Origin of the sequence: Allofrancisella frigidaquae (assembly GCF_012222825.1) — a bacterium.
Taxonomy (GTDB): Bacteria; Pseudomonadota; Gammaproteobacteria; order Francisellales; family Francisellaceae; genus Francisella; species Francisella frigidaquae.
This window is the reverse complement of record NZ_CP038017.1, coordinates 918,066-932,891: the sequence shown is the minus strand read 5'-3', so window position 1 is coordinate 932,891 and position 14,826 is coordinate 918,066. Positions and strand designations below refer to the sequence as shown.

Here is a 14,826-nt window from a genome sequence, read left to right as displayed (position 1 = left end):
TTTTTATGCAAAGTTATATTCTCAAAGGAGCTAAGATTTATAGTGATATAGCATTTGAGTATAAAGATGTAGTAGTTCGAAATAATGTTATCGAAACTATTGCAGAAGATATAAAGCAAAGTAATTACAATCTGCCTGTGATACAACTTTTAGCTAGTGATTTTGTGATACCAGGGTTTATAGACATTCATATTCATGGCTCAAAAGGAGCTGATGTTATGGATGCTAATATTGAAGCACTAGAAACTATTTCAAAATCTATATATGCCCAAGGTGTTACAAGCTATCTTGCAACTACGATGACAGCTTCAGATGAGCATATTACAAAAGCTATGCAAGTTATAGCTCAATATAATAAGCTTGACCATACAAATACAGCAAAAATATTAGGGGTTCATGTAGAGGGACCATTTATTTCTCCAGGTAAAATTGGTGCTCAAAACCCTAATTATCTACAAAAAGCAGATATCGATAAGTTGGCTAAATGGCATAAAGCATCTAATAATTTAATAAAAAAAATAACTATTGCTCCAGAAATTGAAAATGCTGATGCAGTTATAGCATACTGTAATAGTCAAAAAATAATTAGTTCAATAGGGCACACTAATTGTACGATGGCGCAAGCCTTGAAGGCTATAGATCAAGGTTGTAGTCATGCAACGCACCTTTTTAACGCAATGAGTCCCATAGACCACCGAAATCCAGGTGCAGCTACAGCGCTTTTAATGTCTAAAAAAGTTCTAGCTGAACTTATCGTTGATGGCGTTCACCTTCACCCAGATACAGTTAAATTTGCATATGAGATTAAAGGAAGCAATAATCTAGCATTAATTACAGATGCTATGTCCGCTCAGGCAGCAGGAGAAGGTATATTTGAGCTTGGTGGGCAAAAAGTTATTGTTAAACATAATCAAGCAAGGTTAGAAAATGGTGTTTTAGCAGGTAGTGTACTAACTATGAATAAAGCATTAGCTAATATGTTAAAATTCTCAGGTTGTGAGCTTTTTGAAGCTGTAAAAATGACTAGTACAAACCAGGCAAAATCTTTAGGTTTAAAGAAAGGGCAACTTAAAGTAGGTTTTGATGCTGAATTTGTTATTTTAGATAAAAATTATCAAGTTAAACAGGTGATTAGTTAGATTATATGAATTTTTTAATTTTAGACACCTCAAGTGCCTATTGTTCACTAGCACTTAGAGTTAAAGATAAGACTTATTCTAATACAAAATATATTCCTCGTCAGCATAATAAGTTTCTTTTAGAGATGATAAAAGAAGTTTTTGAAAGTGCAGGTATTGATAAAAAAAACCTAGATTTTATAGCATACGGTGTAGGACCTGGAAGTTTTGTAGGAGTACGTTTGGCAGCTGCTGTGGCTCAGGCTTTTGCAGTTGGGTTGGATATTCCTATAGTAGGTTTCTCAAGTATGTTTGCTATTGCAAAAAGTACGTCTACTAATTCAGATAAAGTAGCAGTAGTTTTAGATGCTAAAATGGGAGATTTTTATTTAGGCTTGTACAATAAAAAAACTGATGATGTGTTTTTAGAGAATGTTTATAAGCTACAAGAGTATTCAGCTGAATTGTATCAAGGATTTAGTTTGGTGGGTGAGGCTATTGAACAAATAAAACTGGTACCGGAGGTAACAGATTTTAAGCTTGATGTTAGTAATTTAATTGACTATGTTTACAGACAATATTTTTTACAAAAACAAAACAATAAACTAACGCAAGAAACGTTTCCGGTTTATCTTAGAGGAAATGCTCATTGGAGTAAATAAAATTTATACTTTAAATCATATAATTCCAAGCAACAGCCACTTTCTGGATGAAAATTCTAAATAATGAGGTTTATTATATAAATAGATGTTTCTAATTATCAGAGGTGAATATAGGATGTAAATGCTTTTTTATTTATGTTATATTGGTGCTTACAACAGGGGTGCTATTTATAAATTTATTAGTAATAGCTGAGAGATACCCTTTGTACCTGATCTAATTAGTATTAGCGTAGGGAGTTTGTTTGGTACCCTTTGGTAGAAAGGCCAAGATCATGCAAATTCCTATTAATATAATAGGAGAATTTTAGTGCAGAACATAGGCTTTATAACTTTAAACATTTCTCTAATAATATATTTTGTGCATTTCTTGCCTCAGATGGTTCATAATCAGTTTAAACATAAAACTTTTGAGATAAGCTTGTGGACACATTCTTTAATGATTTTAGCAAACTCTTTTGATTTGATATATGCTGTAGGTTTTAGTTTACAATGGCAATATGTGTTAGTAGATATTATTTTATTAAGTTTTTTAGTTATTCAACAATTTCAAATTTTAAATGATAGAAAAAACAAATATATAGCTGCACATACAGTATTTATAATAACATTTTTATTGTTAGTAATATCTGTAGCTTTATATAAAAACCTCGATTCTAAGTATTTGCTAGTATTAGGGTCGATAAGTGGAGTTATCTATAACATATATTGGTTGCCACAAATATATAAAAATTATCGTCAAAAACAAGCTGAAGGATTTAGTATAATTTTTTTAACACTATCTTCAGTAAGCGTAGTTTGTGATATAAGTAGCGCTATATTTTTGGGCTGGCCAACTCTATCAGTAATAGTATCTTGTAGTTTAGCTATACTGCTTTTGTTCCAAATTTTGCAGTATTTTTACTATAAAAACCGGGGCCAAATTTGTATCATATAAATTAGACAGGAGCAAATAATAGAAAAAACTCAATAAAAATATTTCATTAAAATTTGAGGTTTTAGCTTTTAATGTTTTTAAAAAGCATTAAAATTAGTTTTGTGGTGTGTAAGTATATTGAGGTTTTTTATAAATGTCTGATGATTTGATGATTTTTAGTGGTAATGCGTCAAGAAAGCTTGCCAATGAGGTTGCAAAGGAATTAGGAGCAACTCTTGGTAATGCAACAGTTGATAGGTTTAAAGATGGTGAAATACATGTTGTGTTAAATGAAAATGTTCGTGGTAAAGACATATTTGTAATACAGTCAACTTGTCCACCAGCAGATAATTTAATGGAACTTATTTTATTGGTTGACGCATTAAAAAGATCATCAGCTGAAAGGGTAACAGCAGTTTTACCATATTTTGGTTATGCTAGACAAGATAGAAGATCAAAATCTGCTAGGGTTCCAATTTCAGCAAAAGTAGTTGCAAATATGCTTCAAGCAGTTGGTCTTGATAGAATACTGTCAGTGGATATTCATGCTGAGCAAATTCAAGGTTTTTTTGACATACCTTTTGATAACGCTTTTGCTACAAAAATATTTTTAGAATATGTGCGTAAAAATCCATCAAAATATGAAAACATTAAAATAGTATCTCCTGATATGGGTGGAGTGGTTAGAGCCAGATCAGTAGCTAAAAATTTAGGAGTGGAGATAGCAGTAGTAGATAAAAGAAGACCCAAACCGAATGTTGCTGAAGTTATGAATATAATAGGAGAGGTGGATGGGAAACATTGCATTTTAGTTGATGACATAATGGACACAGGTGGTACCATATGTCAAGCAGCTCAGGCTTTGGTTGATAAAGGTGGGGCGACTAAGGTAACAGCTTTTTGTGTTCATCCTTTGCTCTCTGGTGATGCGATTAAAAATATCGAAAATTCAGCTATAGATGAGCTTATAGTTACTGATTCAATTCCACTTAAGGTAAATGCTCAAAACTGTAATAAAATAAAGGTTATTTCTTTAGCTCCTTTGTTGGCTCAAATAATAGAGAAAACGAATGGAGAAGAGTCTGTAAGTGATATCTTCCGCACCGATGGCTTGGTAGATTAAGGTTTTTTAAACTTGAATTATAGTTCTTAATTTAATACAATAGCTCAGCTAATCTAGGGTCGCATAGATTAGTATTTAATTGTTTGTTTAAAAAATAAGGAATAAAAAATGACAAATTTTGTTTTAAAAGCACAAAAAAGAGAAGATTTAGGAACAGGTGCGAGCCGCCGTCTAAGAAGTGCTGGTAAAATTCCAGCAGTTGTATATGGTGGTGAAAAAGAAGCTATATCTATAGTTATGGATCATGATAAACTTTTACATGCTACTGAAGATAAAATATTTTTTTCAAGCGAAGTAGTTTTAGATATAAATGGTAAAGAAGAAAAAGTTATTATCAAAGCTTTACAAAGACATCCGTACAAAGTTAAGCTTATTCACGCTGATTTTATGAGAGTTTAATCTATAAAAAAATTATAATAGAGCTAATAAATTACCAATGCCCAATAAACCGTATCTTATAGCTAAAGAATCAAGCGTCCTACCCGTTTTTCCATCTTTAAGAATATATTTATCTTCTTCATTTAATTTATAAATACTAAAATTAGTATCATAATCACTTTTTTTATGTGCGATTAGGTTATCTAATTTGTTTAAAGCTGCAAGTTTCTGTTCTTTGGAGTAACCTATTCGGAAAATGTTGCTATAACTGCTCGTTTTTGCCTCCTGATAGTTTTTAAGTTCTTTAATTTCCATTTTTAGGTCTGGTAAGATTTTTTCGATATGTTCCGATATTTTTGAAGTTAAAGTGAAGTTAAAGTTTTTTTGAGATATTGTTTTAAGTACTTCTAAGTCACTTTGTAAAACTAAATCTGTGTAAAAAAATAATGCTTGGTTGACATATGAGGTCATAGGTGTAACGAGGTACTTTTTTTTATTTTTTAATAGTGCTTCCCATAAACAAGTAAAACTATGATCAATAGTCTCTAAGACTTGAGAATAATTACTGTAAGTTGTTGGCGATAGCTTTCCATTTATTTTTTGAGCATTATAATAATTTTTCGCGTTATTCACATAGTGTTCTGTTAAACCATTTAATACGTTAACTTTACTTGCTGTAGCAGGAAGAGAAGGTTGTGAAGTGATATCAGATATTGATGAAATAAGACTTCGGAGTCCTTGCTTATCTTTAGACAATTTATAATCTATGCTTGTTGTACAAGCATCAATTCTGGTGACGTGACATTTGTAGGCTGAAAGATTTAAATTACTTTCACATACTGAATCAAGGTTACAGATTGAGTTTATTCGTTTATTTAAAGAAAGTATTGAATCTCGAATAATGTATAAATTCTCAATATTATGACTGCTCCTACATGTGTCTGTTTGTATACTATCCCAATCTTGTGGAGACATTTTGTTAATAAGTTTAATTAGTTGCATAGTGCTTTCTCCTATAATAATTTATTTTATTTATCGACTTTTATTAATACCTTTGATTGGTGGCTACACAATCGCAGTAATTTTTTCTTACGATGCGTTTTAATCTTTCCCTCTTTCCCTCTTTCTGTAACTTTTACGATTATATTAGAGTGACTTAAGAAAGGTATCCCGAATTTTTGATAAGAGATATTGATTTTTAATAAACTATGAACTATTAAAGGAATTAATTAGGGGTCAACATATGATAATTATTGTATACTTTCCAATGATTTCATAAACTCTTGATAATATTGATTATGTACTTTTTCAACAGAAGTTGTGTTATCGAAATCTGCTATCTGGCACATCTTTAAACCACTATAACCACACGGGTTGATATAGCTAAAAGGAGTTAAATCCATGTTTGTGTTGATAGCTATGCCATGATAAGTTTTACCTTGCTTAATTCTAAGACCTAGGGAAGCTATTTTTTTATTATTAATATAAATTCCGTGAGCATTTTCAACTGTATGAGCTTGCAAGTTATAATGTTTAGCTAACATATTTATGCAAGCCTCTTCTATTATGGAGACTAGTTTTTTGGCTCCAAATTTATTTTTTTTTATATCAAGTAAAAAATAAATCACAGCTTGCCCAGGTCCATGGTATGTAACTTGACCACCTCTATCTGTGTTAAATATAGGTATATTATGTAGGTTTAAAATATGCTCAGGCTTACCATGTTTTCCTTGTGTAAAAATAGCAGGGTGTTCAACCAACCAAATCTCATCAGTAGTTTCATTGGTACGGTTTTCGGTAAAAGTGATCATATCCTTAAAAACTTTTGAGTATTCTTGTAATTGAAGATTTTTTTTAGTTATTTTCATATTTAATAAATTACTCGTTATATTTATGATTGTATTTATGTAAAAAAACGCTGGTTTTACACGTAGATATAAATTTCTGAAGCAAAGAGATTTCTGTCGTTGTAAGGATAATTATATTCGATTAACGTTTCTAAATCATATATTATACCAGCTTGTTTATATAGTATACCTGATCTTATAAAACCATATGTACCTCAGGGTAAGCAGATATTTCTTTGTATATATTATCTAACTGCTCTTTACTATTAGCCTCAAAGATGGCTGTGATAGATATATACTTTCCTGTTTTACTTTCTTTTGTTTTAAAGTCAATTTTATCATGATTGGGTACATACTTTTCAAAAACACCCAACACAAATTCAATAGTTTCTTTTTGAGGATTTGCCATGATTTTTATAGGAAATTGACAAGGGAATTCAAAGAAAGTTTCTTTTTGCTCTTGCTCAGACATTTAAAAAAATCCTTATTTTAATTTATTAAATTACCACCAACCTTTTTTTGCAATATCATTTTGTGCTGTAACAGGTATACTGGCTATTTTTTCTTTAGTGTCACCTACCGTGATCACTATATTACCAACTACTTGACCTTTATTGATAGGAGCTTTTATACTTGAATCAAATGCCACCCCTTGTTTTAAGTAAGGAACATAGTTTTTAGGTACGGTTTTGTATATGTTTTGGTCAGATGCTACAGTTATTTTTTGGCCTGATTTAGCATTTAGTATATTATCAGCATTTATTGTTATAGGTGTGTTAGCTTTATATAATAGAACATTTTCAAATTTAGTTAGAGCATATCTAAGTAATTTAGTAGACTCTAGCTCGCGGGTAGTTGAGCTAGGAGCTCCTAACACCACACCTATGTATCTTTCGCTGTCTTGTACTGCAGAAGACACCAGACAATATCCTGCATCGCCAGTGTGGCCTGTTTTCATGCCGTCTACCCCATCAAATGTAAATAGTAGTCTATTTCTATTATTTTGTAATACAAATTTGTCACCAGTAGGGAAAAGTTTAGAGCATTTATTTTTGGTAGCATCATCTAGATTGCTTGCCGTATAGCTACTGATTACACCACCGTCAGTACGATCAAATTTGGGTAAGCACTGCTTACGATCTGCTATACTTACAGATTTTTGTTCAGTTGCATTCCAAACTAGACCCTTTTCTCCATATATTTCATATGCTTCTGGGAAGTTATATATATATGACCTTGCTAATAAAGCCATGTCATGGGCAGTGGTATATTGCTCACCCCCTGGTAAACCATCTGGATTAGCAAACTGGGTGTTATCCATGCCAATAGCTTTAGCAGTTTGATTCATAAGTTCAGTAAAGGCTTTAGGAGAACCAGCAATATACTCAGCTAAAGCTACTGTTGCATCATTACCAGATACTACATCCATACCTTTTACTAAATCTCTTACTGAAACTTTTGCGCCAGCTTTGACGTACATTTTTGACCCACCAGTAGCAGCAGCATTGTGGCTTATAGGGATCATAGTGTCCCAAGTTAAATTACCAGCTTTGATCTCACTAGCTACTATATACGATGACATAATTTTAGTTAGACTTGCGGGTGCTCTTCTTACATCCATATTGTTTTGACTAACGATATCTCCTGTGCGGTAATTCATAGCTACCCAGGCAGGGACATTTAACTCTAGATCTATAGGTTTAACGATAATATCTTTTTGTTTAACACTATTAGCATTATCATTAAAATATGGATCGCTAGCAGATATATTTGGTGCTGATATAGCAATACTTGTACTCAAACCTGCTATAGTTAGCAAAGAGACTTTTTTTAGTTTTATCATTTGTTATTCCTTCCTTTACTGCTTAAAGTATAGTGTCTAAATTTAAAAGTTCTTTTAGTATTTTAATATTTATGTATTATAAATACAAAGGTTTTTGTGGTAGACTGGGGTTTATGAAATATTTATGTCAAATCGGTGAAAATTATATAGGAGTAATTCACGATGATTAAAAATATACCTTGTGGAAAAGATGTCCCGAATGATTTTAATGTTGTTATTGAGATACCTCAAGATAGTGACCCTATTAAATATGAATTTTGCAAAGATACTAATATGATAGTAGTAGATAGATTTATGTCTTCTACTATGAGGTACCCTTGTAACTATGGTTTTGTACCAAATACATTATATGATGACGGCGATCCAATAGATGTGCTTGTTTTAGCTCCTTATCCGTTAGTAGTAGGTTGCGTGATTAACTGTAGAGCAGTAGGTGTTTTTAAAATGGAAGATGATGGTGGAGTAGATGCTAAAATAGTCGCTGTACCAAGCTCTAAGTTAACTAAAGAGTATGATCATATCAATGATGTAGAGGATCTACCTGAAACATTAAAGCAAAGAATAGAGCATTTCTTTACTCATTATAAAGATTTAGATTCTGGTAAATGGGTAAAAGTAGAAGGTTGGGATAACGCAGCTTTTGCTAAAAAAGAGATCGAAAAATCTGTCAAAAACTATAAGTAAATAAAAATAATATTATACTATTTCTAGTAAAGTTTTCTTTACTTAGCGTATTTTCTGTAGCATTAGATAAAACACTTCAAACTTTCTTGTTTATTTATTATAGAAGTGTAAAAATCTAGATAGTTAAAAAAACTTAGTTGGTTGAAAATGCAAGAGTCTCTAAAACTAAGTGAGTTCTTAGAACTGATAAAAAGCACTATAGAAATAAGTTTCGGCCATGATGGTTTTTGGGTAGTGGCTGAACTATCAGAGTGGCGAGCATCTGGTAAGCACTATTATGGCGAACTTATTGAGCATGACGGTGTAAGTAAATATCCAGTAGCTAAAATCAGGTGCAATTGTTGGGCAAATATAGCTGGCTATGTTAATAACAAATTTAGTGCTGTAACTGGTGAACTATTAAGACCTGATATGAAGGTACTGCTGAAAGTTGCTGTTAGCTACCATATAAGTTTTGGGCTTAGCTTAAATATTATTGATATAGATCCAAGCTATACTTTAGGAGATAGGCAAGCTCGTAAATTAGAAATCTTAGAGCAACTAGCAAAAAAGGGTATTTTAGATAAAAATAAAAAACTTCAATTACCAAAAGATTTTACAAATATAGCTGTTATAACTAGTCTGACAGCGGCAGGTAAGGGAGATTTTTTTGAAGAAGCCGATAAGTTACAAAGTTTGAAGTTATGTGAGTTTGATATTTATGAAGCAAAAATGCAAGGTAAGGATTGTGCTGTTAGCGTATCTAAAGCTTTTGATGAAATAACAAATAATTCTAATAAATATGACACTATAGTACTTATCCGTGGCGGTGGTTCTCAAGCAGATCTAGATTGGTTTAATAACATTTTATTAGCAGAAAATGTATGTAATAGCACATTACCTGTAATGGTTGGTATAGGACATGAACGAGATAGCACAGTTTTAGATGATATTTGTACTAAACGGTTTGACACACCATCAAAGGTTATTAATTTTATTACTAGATCTATAATTGATAATGCAACTCAAGCAAAATACAACTATGATTCTATAGTCGGGATTACAAGAGCCTTGGCAAAACAAAAAAATAGTGAATTAGATACTTTATACATTAGTTTGAGAACAAAGCTAAACCATTATTTGCAGTATATAGAACAAACAGTACACCACAATTATAAAAATACTTTAGCTACGTCAAAAGGGGTGATTAAACTATATAGTCAGTCACTTGATACTCAATACAAAACATTAGTTTCAAATACTAAAAATTCCATTAAATATTATGGCTATAAAATAGATGAGTACTATAATCAGTCTGTACAAAACTCCAAGCATTATTTAAGCTTTTATAACAAATCTAGCGAATATTTGTATAAGCAAATATTATCCTTATCAATACAATCGACATTAAAACGAGGATTTAGCCTTACAAAGGCTATGGATGGCAAATATATAACAACCAAAGAGCAAGCTCAAAGCCAAATAGATTTTGAGGTTATTTACCATGATGGCAGAGTTAATGTAGAGGTAAAAAAAGATGGCAACACAGAGTAAAAAATTTGCAAAAAACTACGAAATCTTAGAACAGATAAATGAAAAATTACAGGATAGTCAAGATACTCCAGCATTACTTGATGAATTAGCATCCATACTTGAACAAGCATCAAAGAGCTATAAGCTGTGTAAAGAGAGAATTGATGCGGCTCAGAAATTTATAGATGAGTTTGAAAGTTAATCAAATGATTACGAAATAAGCTTTTAAACATTTCTCAGCTGATTTAATACTCCTAACTTAGGCATTAAATTAAATCAATAATGGAAATAGTTAAAAAATAACTTTTTTCAGTAAGTTTTTTTGTATAAACTTTATAATTATTTTTTTAAAAAAGTACCTACACATGCAAAATATTTCATCTAAACACCCCAAAGCACTCTGGTATATAATGGCTATATATATGTGGGAGTATTTTAGCTTTTATGGAATGAGAGCTCTTTTGATCCTTTATCTGACTAAAAAACTACTACTTACAGATAATATGTCTTACTCTATATATGGATCTTTTGTAGCACTAGTATACTTGACCCCTATTTTTGGTGGGGTTTTAGCCGATAAATTTTTAGGGTTTAAACGTACTGTAGTTATAGGTGCTATTTTAATGTCTTGTGGTCATATTATAATAGGGATAGATGGCGAAAGCTTACTTTTTTTAGGCATGGCATTTATTATATGTGGTTATGGTTATTTTAAAAGTAATGTTCCTTGTTTAGTCGGACAACTTTATGCAAAAGATGATCCTAAAAGAGACTCTGCTTTTACACTTTTATATTTAGGCGGAAATATAGGAAGTTTTATAGCTCCTTTAACTTGTGGCGTAGTCGCCGAAGTCTATGGTTGGGATTATGGGTTTGGCTTAGCTGGTATAGGAATGATTATAGGGATTATAATCTTTTTATCTGGTAATAAATATATTCCTTGCCCTAGTAATGTTAAAGCATCTTTACGAAGAAAAACTATAGACACATTCTTTATATCAGCAGCTATTATTTTACTTTGCTACTTTGCACTAGAGTATCATTTTGAAAGTTATTTGATATTTGTAGTAACTGTAGCAAGTACACTATGGTTTATAAAGATATGCTATAGCGCAGACAAACATACACGTAAAAGACTAATGTTATTAATACCATTTGTAATGTTTGGGATATTGTTCTGGGTATTTGATGAACAGATTTTTACCTCAGTAGAATTATTTATAGAGAGAAATGTTAATACAGCCGTATTCGGTTATAATTTTCCAGCTAGTGCAGCTGCATCTATTAATGCTTTTTCTATTATTATAGGGGGAGCAGTAGTAGCTTGGATCTGGAAAGTATATAAAGCTTTAGATAGTGATTTTGGACGTATGGTCAAATTTATGTTTGGTTTTATATTTCAGCTTATTTGTTTTGTATTGCTTATTTTAGCAGCAAAAGAAGCTACTATTTATGGTAAGGCCTCTGTAATATGGATAATAATAGGAATAATGGCTTTAGGAATATCTGAGTTATTTATAGATCCTATTGCTTTATCAGAAATTACATCGATTGATAGTTCACACAATACGAGTTTCTTAGCAGCTATATATATGCTATTTACAGGTAGTATAGCTGGCTTTATTGGGGCAAAAGTTGCTGATATGGCAGCTTTTAAAAATGTTGAAAACCAAGTTGATTTAGTAACACAAGCTCATTTGTTTGAGAATTTATTCATTAATATAACTATAGTGCTTGTTTGTATGGTTGTATTATGGGCTGTCATAGCCCTAGTTATAAGAAAAATGAAATAAATTTTCTCAAATAAATTTCTAATCTTCTAAGAGCGAATCAGAGATAATCTTAAAACTAGTATTTTAAACATATATATTATCTGAAACCTCTAAATAGAGAAATAATATCATAATAGGGCAAAAATTCTTGTATAGGACTGGTACAGAGATATAATATCAATTAGAGCGGGATTAAAATAGTTAGGTTGTATTTATGAAAATAACCAAATGCCATAGTTGTGGAGCTAAATGGAATTCACTATCTGTTTTTTCTGATTTAAGAAGAGATTCTTGTTATAGATGTGGGTCAACTAAAATTTATACGATTCAAGTTAAGGAGTTTAACCCGAAACCTGACGCTAACCTCAACGCTACGGTTTATAAACCATTAATCCTAACTAAAGAATCTTCTTTAAATGAAAATGCTCTACAAAAAGGGATGGTTACCCATTGCGGTGCTTTGAATCAATATGACCAAAAAGGACATTTGTTTAAAGTAGGTACCTATATAGTTAAAGATCCATATACAACTAAGTACCAAGACTTAAAATCTACTGAATTTACAGAGGAATTTAAAGGAAAGTGTGGTGGTATGACCGGCACAGTAAAAGTCTTAGTTTGTGATAAATTTATTTTTTATAAGAAACATTCTGACAAGATGTCACACGTTAATTTATGGAACAAAATATATAAAGGAACTGGTTATGATGTTGCGTTTTATTTCCCTTATGCAGCATATTACCCAGAAGTGCCAGGAACTACTATTAATATTTTAGGACATAACAACGTTGAATTAGATTTGAAATCCGAATTATTGCGAGCTTCTCATACGTGGCTTATAAAAAAAATGGGGTTATTTCAGCAAGATTTTTGTTCGCCTGGGGGTACTATTTTTAATTCACAGAATGTGTTATACCAAGTATGTAATTTAAGTAAAACTATAACATTTTACCCAATAGATGTGGCAACAATTTGTGAGTATGGTGAAATTTGTGAAAAAAACCAATCGCCAGAATGGCTTAGAAATCTTTAGCCGCCTTTCAAATAGAATGACATTATTATGTTATAAAAAAACATCAGAAATTTTATTAAACTAAAGTTACAAGCTCCTCGGAGCTAGTAGGGTGGATAGCTATAGTATCGTCAAAATCGCGTTTAGTAGCACCCATGTTGATAGCTACTGCAAACCCTTGTAGTATTTCATCGACATTTAAACCTATCATATGACAGCCAATAACTTTTTCATTTTCACCAGTTACAACTAACTTCATCACTGTAGGCATTCTATGACCAGATATTGCACAATATAAAGCTGTAAAACGACTCTTATAGACTTTTACATTTTCTTCACCATATTTTTCTTTAGCATCTTTTTCAGATAAGCCGACAGTACCGATAGCAGGGTGGGAGAAAACAACTGTTGGTATATACTCAAGTTTAGGTTTAAGTCCTTCTTCGCCATTAAAAAGCCTACGTGCTAACCTACGACCGCAAGCAATTGCTACAGGTGTTAGCTGAGCGCCACCAGAAGCATCACCTAAGGAATAGATACCTTTAACATTTGTCTCTTGCCATTGATTAGCTGGAATTACACCTTTAGTTGTAATTTCAATATCAGTGTTTTCAATACCCATATTATGAGTGTTTGGCGCGCGCCCTGTCGCCCATATTAAAGTATCAACATTTTCTAAAATACCACTTTTATCTGTAGTTATTTTCAGGGCATCACCAGTTTTTTCAACTTTAGTGATATTTGTATGGTTCATAAGTTTTAAACCAGTCATTTCCATACATTCAACTAGAGTATTACTAATATCATCATCAAAATCCATAAGGGGTTTTTCTCTACGACATATTAGCGTTACATCAGTACCATGAGCATTTAACACTCCAGCAATCTCAACACCAATGTAACCACCACCAACGATCACAGCTTTTTTAGGGGTATCTCCTAGTTCAAAGAATTCATCTGAAGTAATACCAAATTCAGAACCAGGTATGTTTTTAGGTACAATAGGATAAGCACCTGGTGAGATGAAAATATTATCAGCTGTTAATTCCGTGCCATCATCTAAGATGATTGTTTTATTATTTTTAAATTTGCCCCAATTATTAAAATGGATGATATTCCATTTATCTAAAAGTCTGTTATAAAAACCATGAATATTACCGATATATTTAGCTCTTTTTTCTTTCAAGGTAGCCCAATTGAAACCTTTAACTTCAACATCAAAGCCGTAGCCAGCAACATCATGCTTAAATTGCTCAGCAAGCATGCCGCCATACCACATAGCTTTTTTAGGCACACAACCTCTATTTACACAAGTGCCACCAAGCTCACGTTTTTCTATGATTGCAACTTTTTTACCAAATTTAGCAGCCTGTACAGCAGAAGCTATACCACCTGAGCCACCACCTAAACTTATTACATCAAAGTGATTGTTTTTCATTTATTTTCCTCATACTTTTATTTTAAGTAATTTTATTAATTGTTCCAAAGAATCATCTATTTTCATATTAGCTGTATCAACTGTAATTACTTTTTTATCGGACCAGTCTTGATATTCTCTATCTAATACGTCTTGCCAAGAAGGGTATTTATTTTTATTTTCTTCAAACCTTAATTCTACTCTATTTCTATGAATTCGTTTATCACTACATAAAACTTCTATGTTTACTATTTCAGTAAAATTTAATTCTGACAATTTATTCCATAATTTTCTAGATTCATTAACTGGATTACAACAATCTATAACAACATTATTACCTAACTCTAAATTTTCTTTTGCTAAGAAAAAAGCTAATTCATAGCCTTGCTTTGTTAAATTATCAGAATATTCTTTTTTTAAATAATGCTCTATAGTATCTATTCTATAGTAAACCGCATTGATATATTTAGCTATATTTTTGGCTAAAGTAGTTTTTCCAACACCAGGCAAACCTGAGAAAATATAAGCATAAGGCATGACGATTC

16 protein-coding genes and 1 riboswitch are annotated in these 14,826 nt (G+C 31.7%); of the genes, 10 read left to right on the top strand and 6 right to left on the bottom strand.

What is annotated here, in order from left to right:
• The first annotated feature begins 5 nt into the window (after positions 1–5).
• The 5 genes from nagA (at position 6) to rplY (ending at position 4,215) form a co-directional block, all read left to right on the top strand.
• Positions 6–1,139: an N-acetylglucosamine-6-phosphate deacetylase gene (gene nagA, locus E3E15_RS04315; RefSeq protein WP_172106716.1), complete on the top strand. Its 1,134-nt coding sequence runs from the start codon at positions 6–8 to the stop codon at positions 1,137–1,139.
• 5 nt (positions 1,140–1,144) lie between these two features.
• Positions 1,145–1,780, top strand: coding sequence for a tRNA (adenosine(37)-N6)-threonylcarbamoyltransferase complex dimerization subunit type 1 TsaB (tsaB, locus tag E3E15_RS04310; protein ID WP_172106715.1), 636 nt, complete (start codon positions 1,145–1,147; stop codon positions 1,778–1,780).
• Between the two features lie 147 nt (positions 1,781–1,927).
• Positions 1,928–2,034: riboswitch (TPP riboswitch) on the top strand.
• A 53-nt stretch (positions 2,035–2,087) separates the two neighbouring features.
• The gene (locus tag E3E15_RS04305) at positions 2,088–2,714 is read left to right on the top strand and encodes a PQ-loop repeat-containing protein (protein ID WP_172106714.1); all 627 of its coding nucleotides are present in this window, start codon (positions 2,088–2,090) and stop codon (positions 2,712–2,714) included.
• Positions 2,715–2,847: 133 nt separating this feature from the next.
• Complete coding sequence (locus E3E15_RS04300) at positions 2,848–3,816, top strand: ribose-phosphate pyrophosphokinase (protein ID WP_035719268.1); 969 nt, start codon at positions 2,848–2,850, stop codon at positions 3,814–3,816.
• Positions 3,817–3,924: 108 nt separating this feature from the next.
• Positions 3,925–4,215: a 50S ribosomal protein L25 gene (rplY, locus tag E3E15_RS04295; protein ID WP_035719266.1), complete on the top strand. Its 291-nt coding sequence runs from the start codon at positions 3,925–3,927 to the stop codon at positions 4,213–4,215.
• A gap of 12 nt (positions 4,216–4,227) precedes the next feature.
• Here the strand turns inward: rplY and E3E15_RS04290 are convergent, their stop codons facing one another.
• The 4 genes from E3E15_RS04290 to E3E15_RS04275 form a co-directional block, all read right to left on the bottom strand.
• Positions 4,228–5,196: a hypothetical protein gene (locus E3E15_RS04290; protein WP_172106713.1), complete on the bottom strand. Its 969-nt coding sequence runs from the start codon at positions 5,194–5,196 to the stop codon at positions 4,228–4,230.
• A 248-nt stretch (positions 5,197–5,444) separates the two neighbouring features.
• On the bottom strand, positions 5,445–6,062 hold the full coding sequence (gene lipB, locus E3E15_RS04285; protein ID WP_172106712.1) for a lipoyl(octanoyl) transferase LipB: 618 nt from the start codon (positions 6,060–6,062) through the stop codon (positions 5,445–5,447).
• A 175-nt stretch (positions 6,063–6,237) separates the two neighbouring features.
• Positions 6,238–6,513, bottom strand: coding sequence for a YbeD family protein (locus E3E15_RS04280; protein ID WP_035719263.1), 276 nt, complete (start codon positions 6,511–6,513; stop codon positions 6,238–6,240).
• Positions 6,514–6,543: 30 nt separating this feature from the next.
• Entirely contained in the window at positions 6,544–7,881 is a 1,338-nt protein-coding gene (locus E3E15_RS04275; protein ID WP_172107233.1) for a D-alanyl-D-alanine carboxypeptidase family protein, read from the bottom strand.
• 165 nt (positions 7,882–8,046) lie between these two features.
• Here E3E15_RS04275 and ppa point away from each other — a divergent pair, with 165 nt between their 5' ends.
• The 5 genes from ppa (at position 8,047) to E3E15_RS04250 (ending at position 12,885) form a co-directional block, all read left to right on the top strand.
• Positions 8,047–8,568: an inorganic diphosphatase gene (gene ppa, locus E3E15_RS04270; protein WP_172106711.1), complete on the top strand. Its 522-nt coding sequence runs from the start codon at positions 8,047–8,049 to the stop codon at positions 8,566–8,568.
• Positions 8,569–8,715: 147 nt separating this feature from the next.
• The gene (gene xseA, locus E3E15_RS04265) at positions 8,716–10,101 is read left to right on the top strand and encodes an exodeoxyribonuclease VII large subunit (RefSeq protein ID WP_172106710.1); all 1,386 of its coding nucleotides are present in this window, start codon (positions 8,716–8,718) and stop codon (positions 10,099–10,101) included.
• On the top strand, positions 10,085–10,282 hold the full coding sequence (gene xseB, locus E3E15_RS04260) for an exodeoxyribonuclease VII small subunit (protein ID WP_172106709.1): 198 nt from the start codon (positions 10,085–10,087) through the stop codon (positions 10,280–10,282). The genes xseA and xseB overlap by 17 nt, the downstream gene beginning before the upstream one ends.
• A 163-nt stretch (positions 10,283–10,445) precedes the next feature.
• Positions 10,446–11,873 carry a peptide MFS transporter gene (locus E3E15_RS04255; RefSeq protein WP_172106708.1) on the top strand — a complete coding sequence of 476 codons (1,428 nt, stop codon included), beginning with the start codon at positions 10,446–10,448 and terminating at the stop codon, positions 11,871–11,873.
• Between the two features lie 193 nt (positions 11,874–12,066).
• The gene (locus E3E15_RS04250) at positions 12,067–12,885 is read left to right on the top strand and encodes a hypothetical protein (RefSeq protein WP_172106707.1); all 819 of its coding nucleotides are present in this window, start codon (positions 12,067–12,069) and stop codon (positions 12,883–12,885) included.
• Between the two features lie 55 nt (positions 12,886–12,940).
• Here the strand turns inward: E3E15_RS04250 and gorA are convergent, their stop codons facing one another.
• Together gorA and E3E15_RS04240 are read right to left on the bottom strand one after the other, a co-directional pair.
• Complete coding sequence (gene gorA / locus E3E15_RS04245; RefSeq protein WP_172106706.1) at positions 12,941–14,302, bottom strand: glutathione-disulfide reductase; 1,362 nt, start codon at positions 14,300–14,302, stop codon at positions 12,941–12,943.
• Between the two features lie 9 nt (positions 14,303–14,311).
• A complete protein-coding gene (locus tag E3E15_RS04240) occupies positions 14,312–14,818 on the bottom strand; it encodes a P-loop nucleotide/nucleoside kinase family protein (RefSeq protein WP_035719249.1) in 507 nt (168 codons plus the stop codon).
• Positions 14,819–14,826: the final 8 nt, after the last annotated feature.

Bases quoted from the DNA above. Each gene is read 5' to 3' on its own strand.
- xseB (WP_172106709.1), top strand. From the start codon at position 10,085: ATGGCAACACAGAGTAAAAAATTTGCAAAAAACTACGAAATCTTAGAA.
- nagA (WP_172106716.1), top strand. From the start codon at position 6: ATGCAAAGTTATATTCTCAAAGGAGCTAAGATTTATAGTGATATAGCA.
- E3E15_RS04290 (WP_172106713.1), bottom strand. From the start codon at position 5,196: ATGCAACTAATTAAACTTATTAACAAAATGTCTCCACAAGATTGGGAT.
- E3E15_RS04255 (WP_172106708.1), top strand. From the start codon at position 10,446: ATGCAAAATATTTCATCTAAACACCCCAAAGCACTCTGGTATATAATG.
- tsaB (WP_172106715.1), top strand. From the start codon at position 1,145: ATGAATTTTTTAATTTTAGACACCTCAAGTGCCTATTGTTCACTAGCA.
- E3E15_RS04250 (WP_172106707.1), top strand. From the start codon at position 12,067: ATGAAAATAACCAAATGCCATAGTTGTGGAGCTAAATGGAATTCACTA.
- rplY (WP_035719266.1), top strand. From the start codon at position 3,925: ATGACAAATTTTGTTTTAAAAGCACAAAAAAGAGAAGATTTAGGAACA.
- ppa (WP_172106711.1), top strand. From the start codon at position 8,047: ATGATTAAAAATATACCTTGTGGAAAAGATGTCCCGAATGATTTTAAT.
- gorA (WP_172106706.1), bottom strand. From the start codon at position 14,302: ATGAAAAACAATCACTTTGATGTAATAAGTTTAGGTGGTGGCTCAGGT.
- xseA (WP_172106710.1), top strand. From the start codon at position 8,716: ATGCAAGAGTCTCTAAAACTAAGTGAGTTCTTAGAACTGATAAAAAGC.
- E3E15_RS04280 (WP_035719263.1), bottom strand. From the start codon at position 6,513: ATGTCTGAGCAAGAGCAAAAAGAAACTTTCTTTGAATTCCCTTGTCAA.
- E3E15_RS04240 (WP_035719249.1), bottom strand. From the start codon at position 14,818: ATGCCTTATGCTTATATTTTCTCAGGTTTGCCTGGTGTTGGAAAAACT.
- lipB (WP_172106712.1), bottom strand. From the start codon at position 6,062: ATGAAAATAACTAAAAAAAATCTTCAATTACAAGAATACTCAAAAGTT.
- E3E15_RS04300 (WP_035719268.1), top strand. From the start codon at position 2,848: ATGTCTGATGATTTGATGATTTTTAGTGGTAATGCGTCAAGAAAGCTT.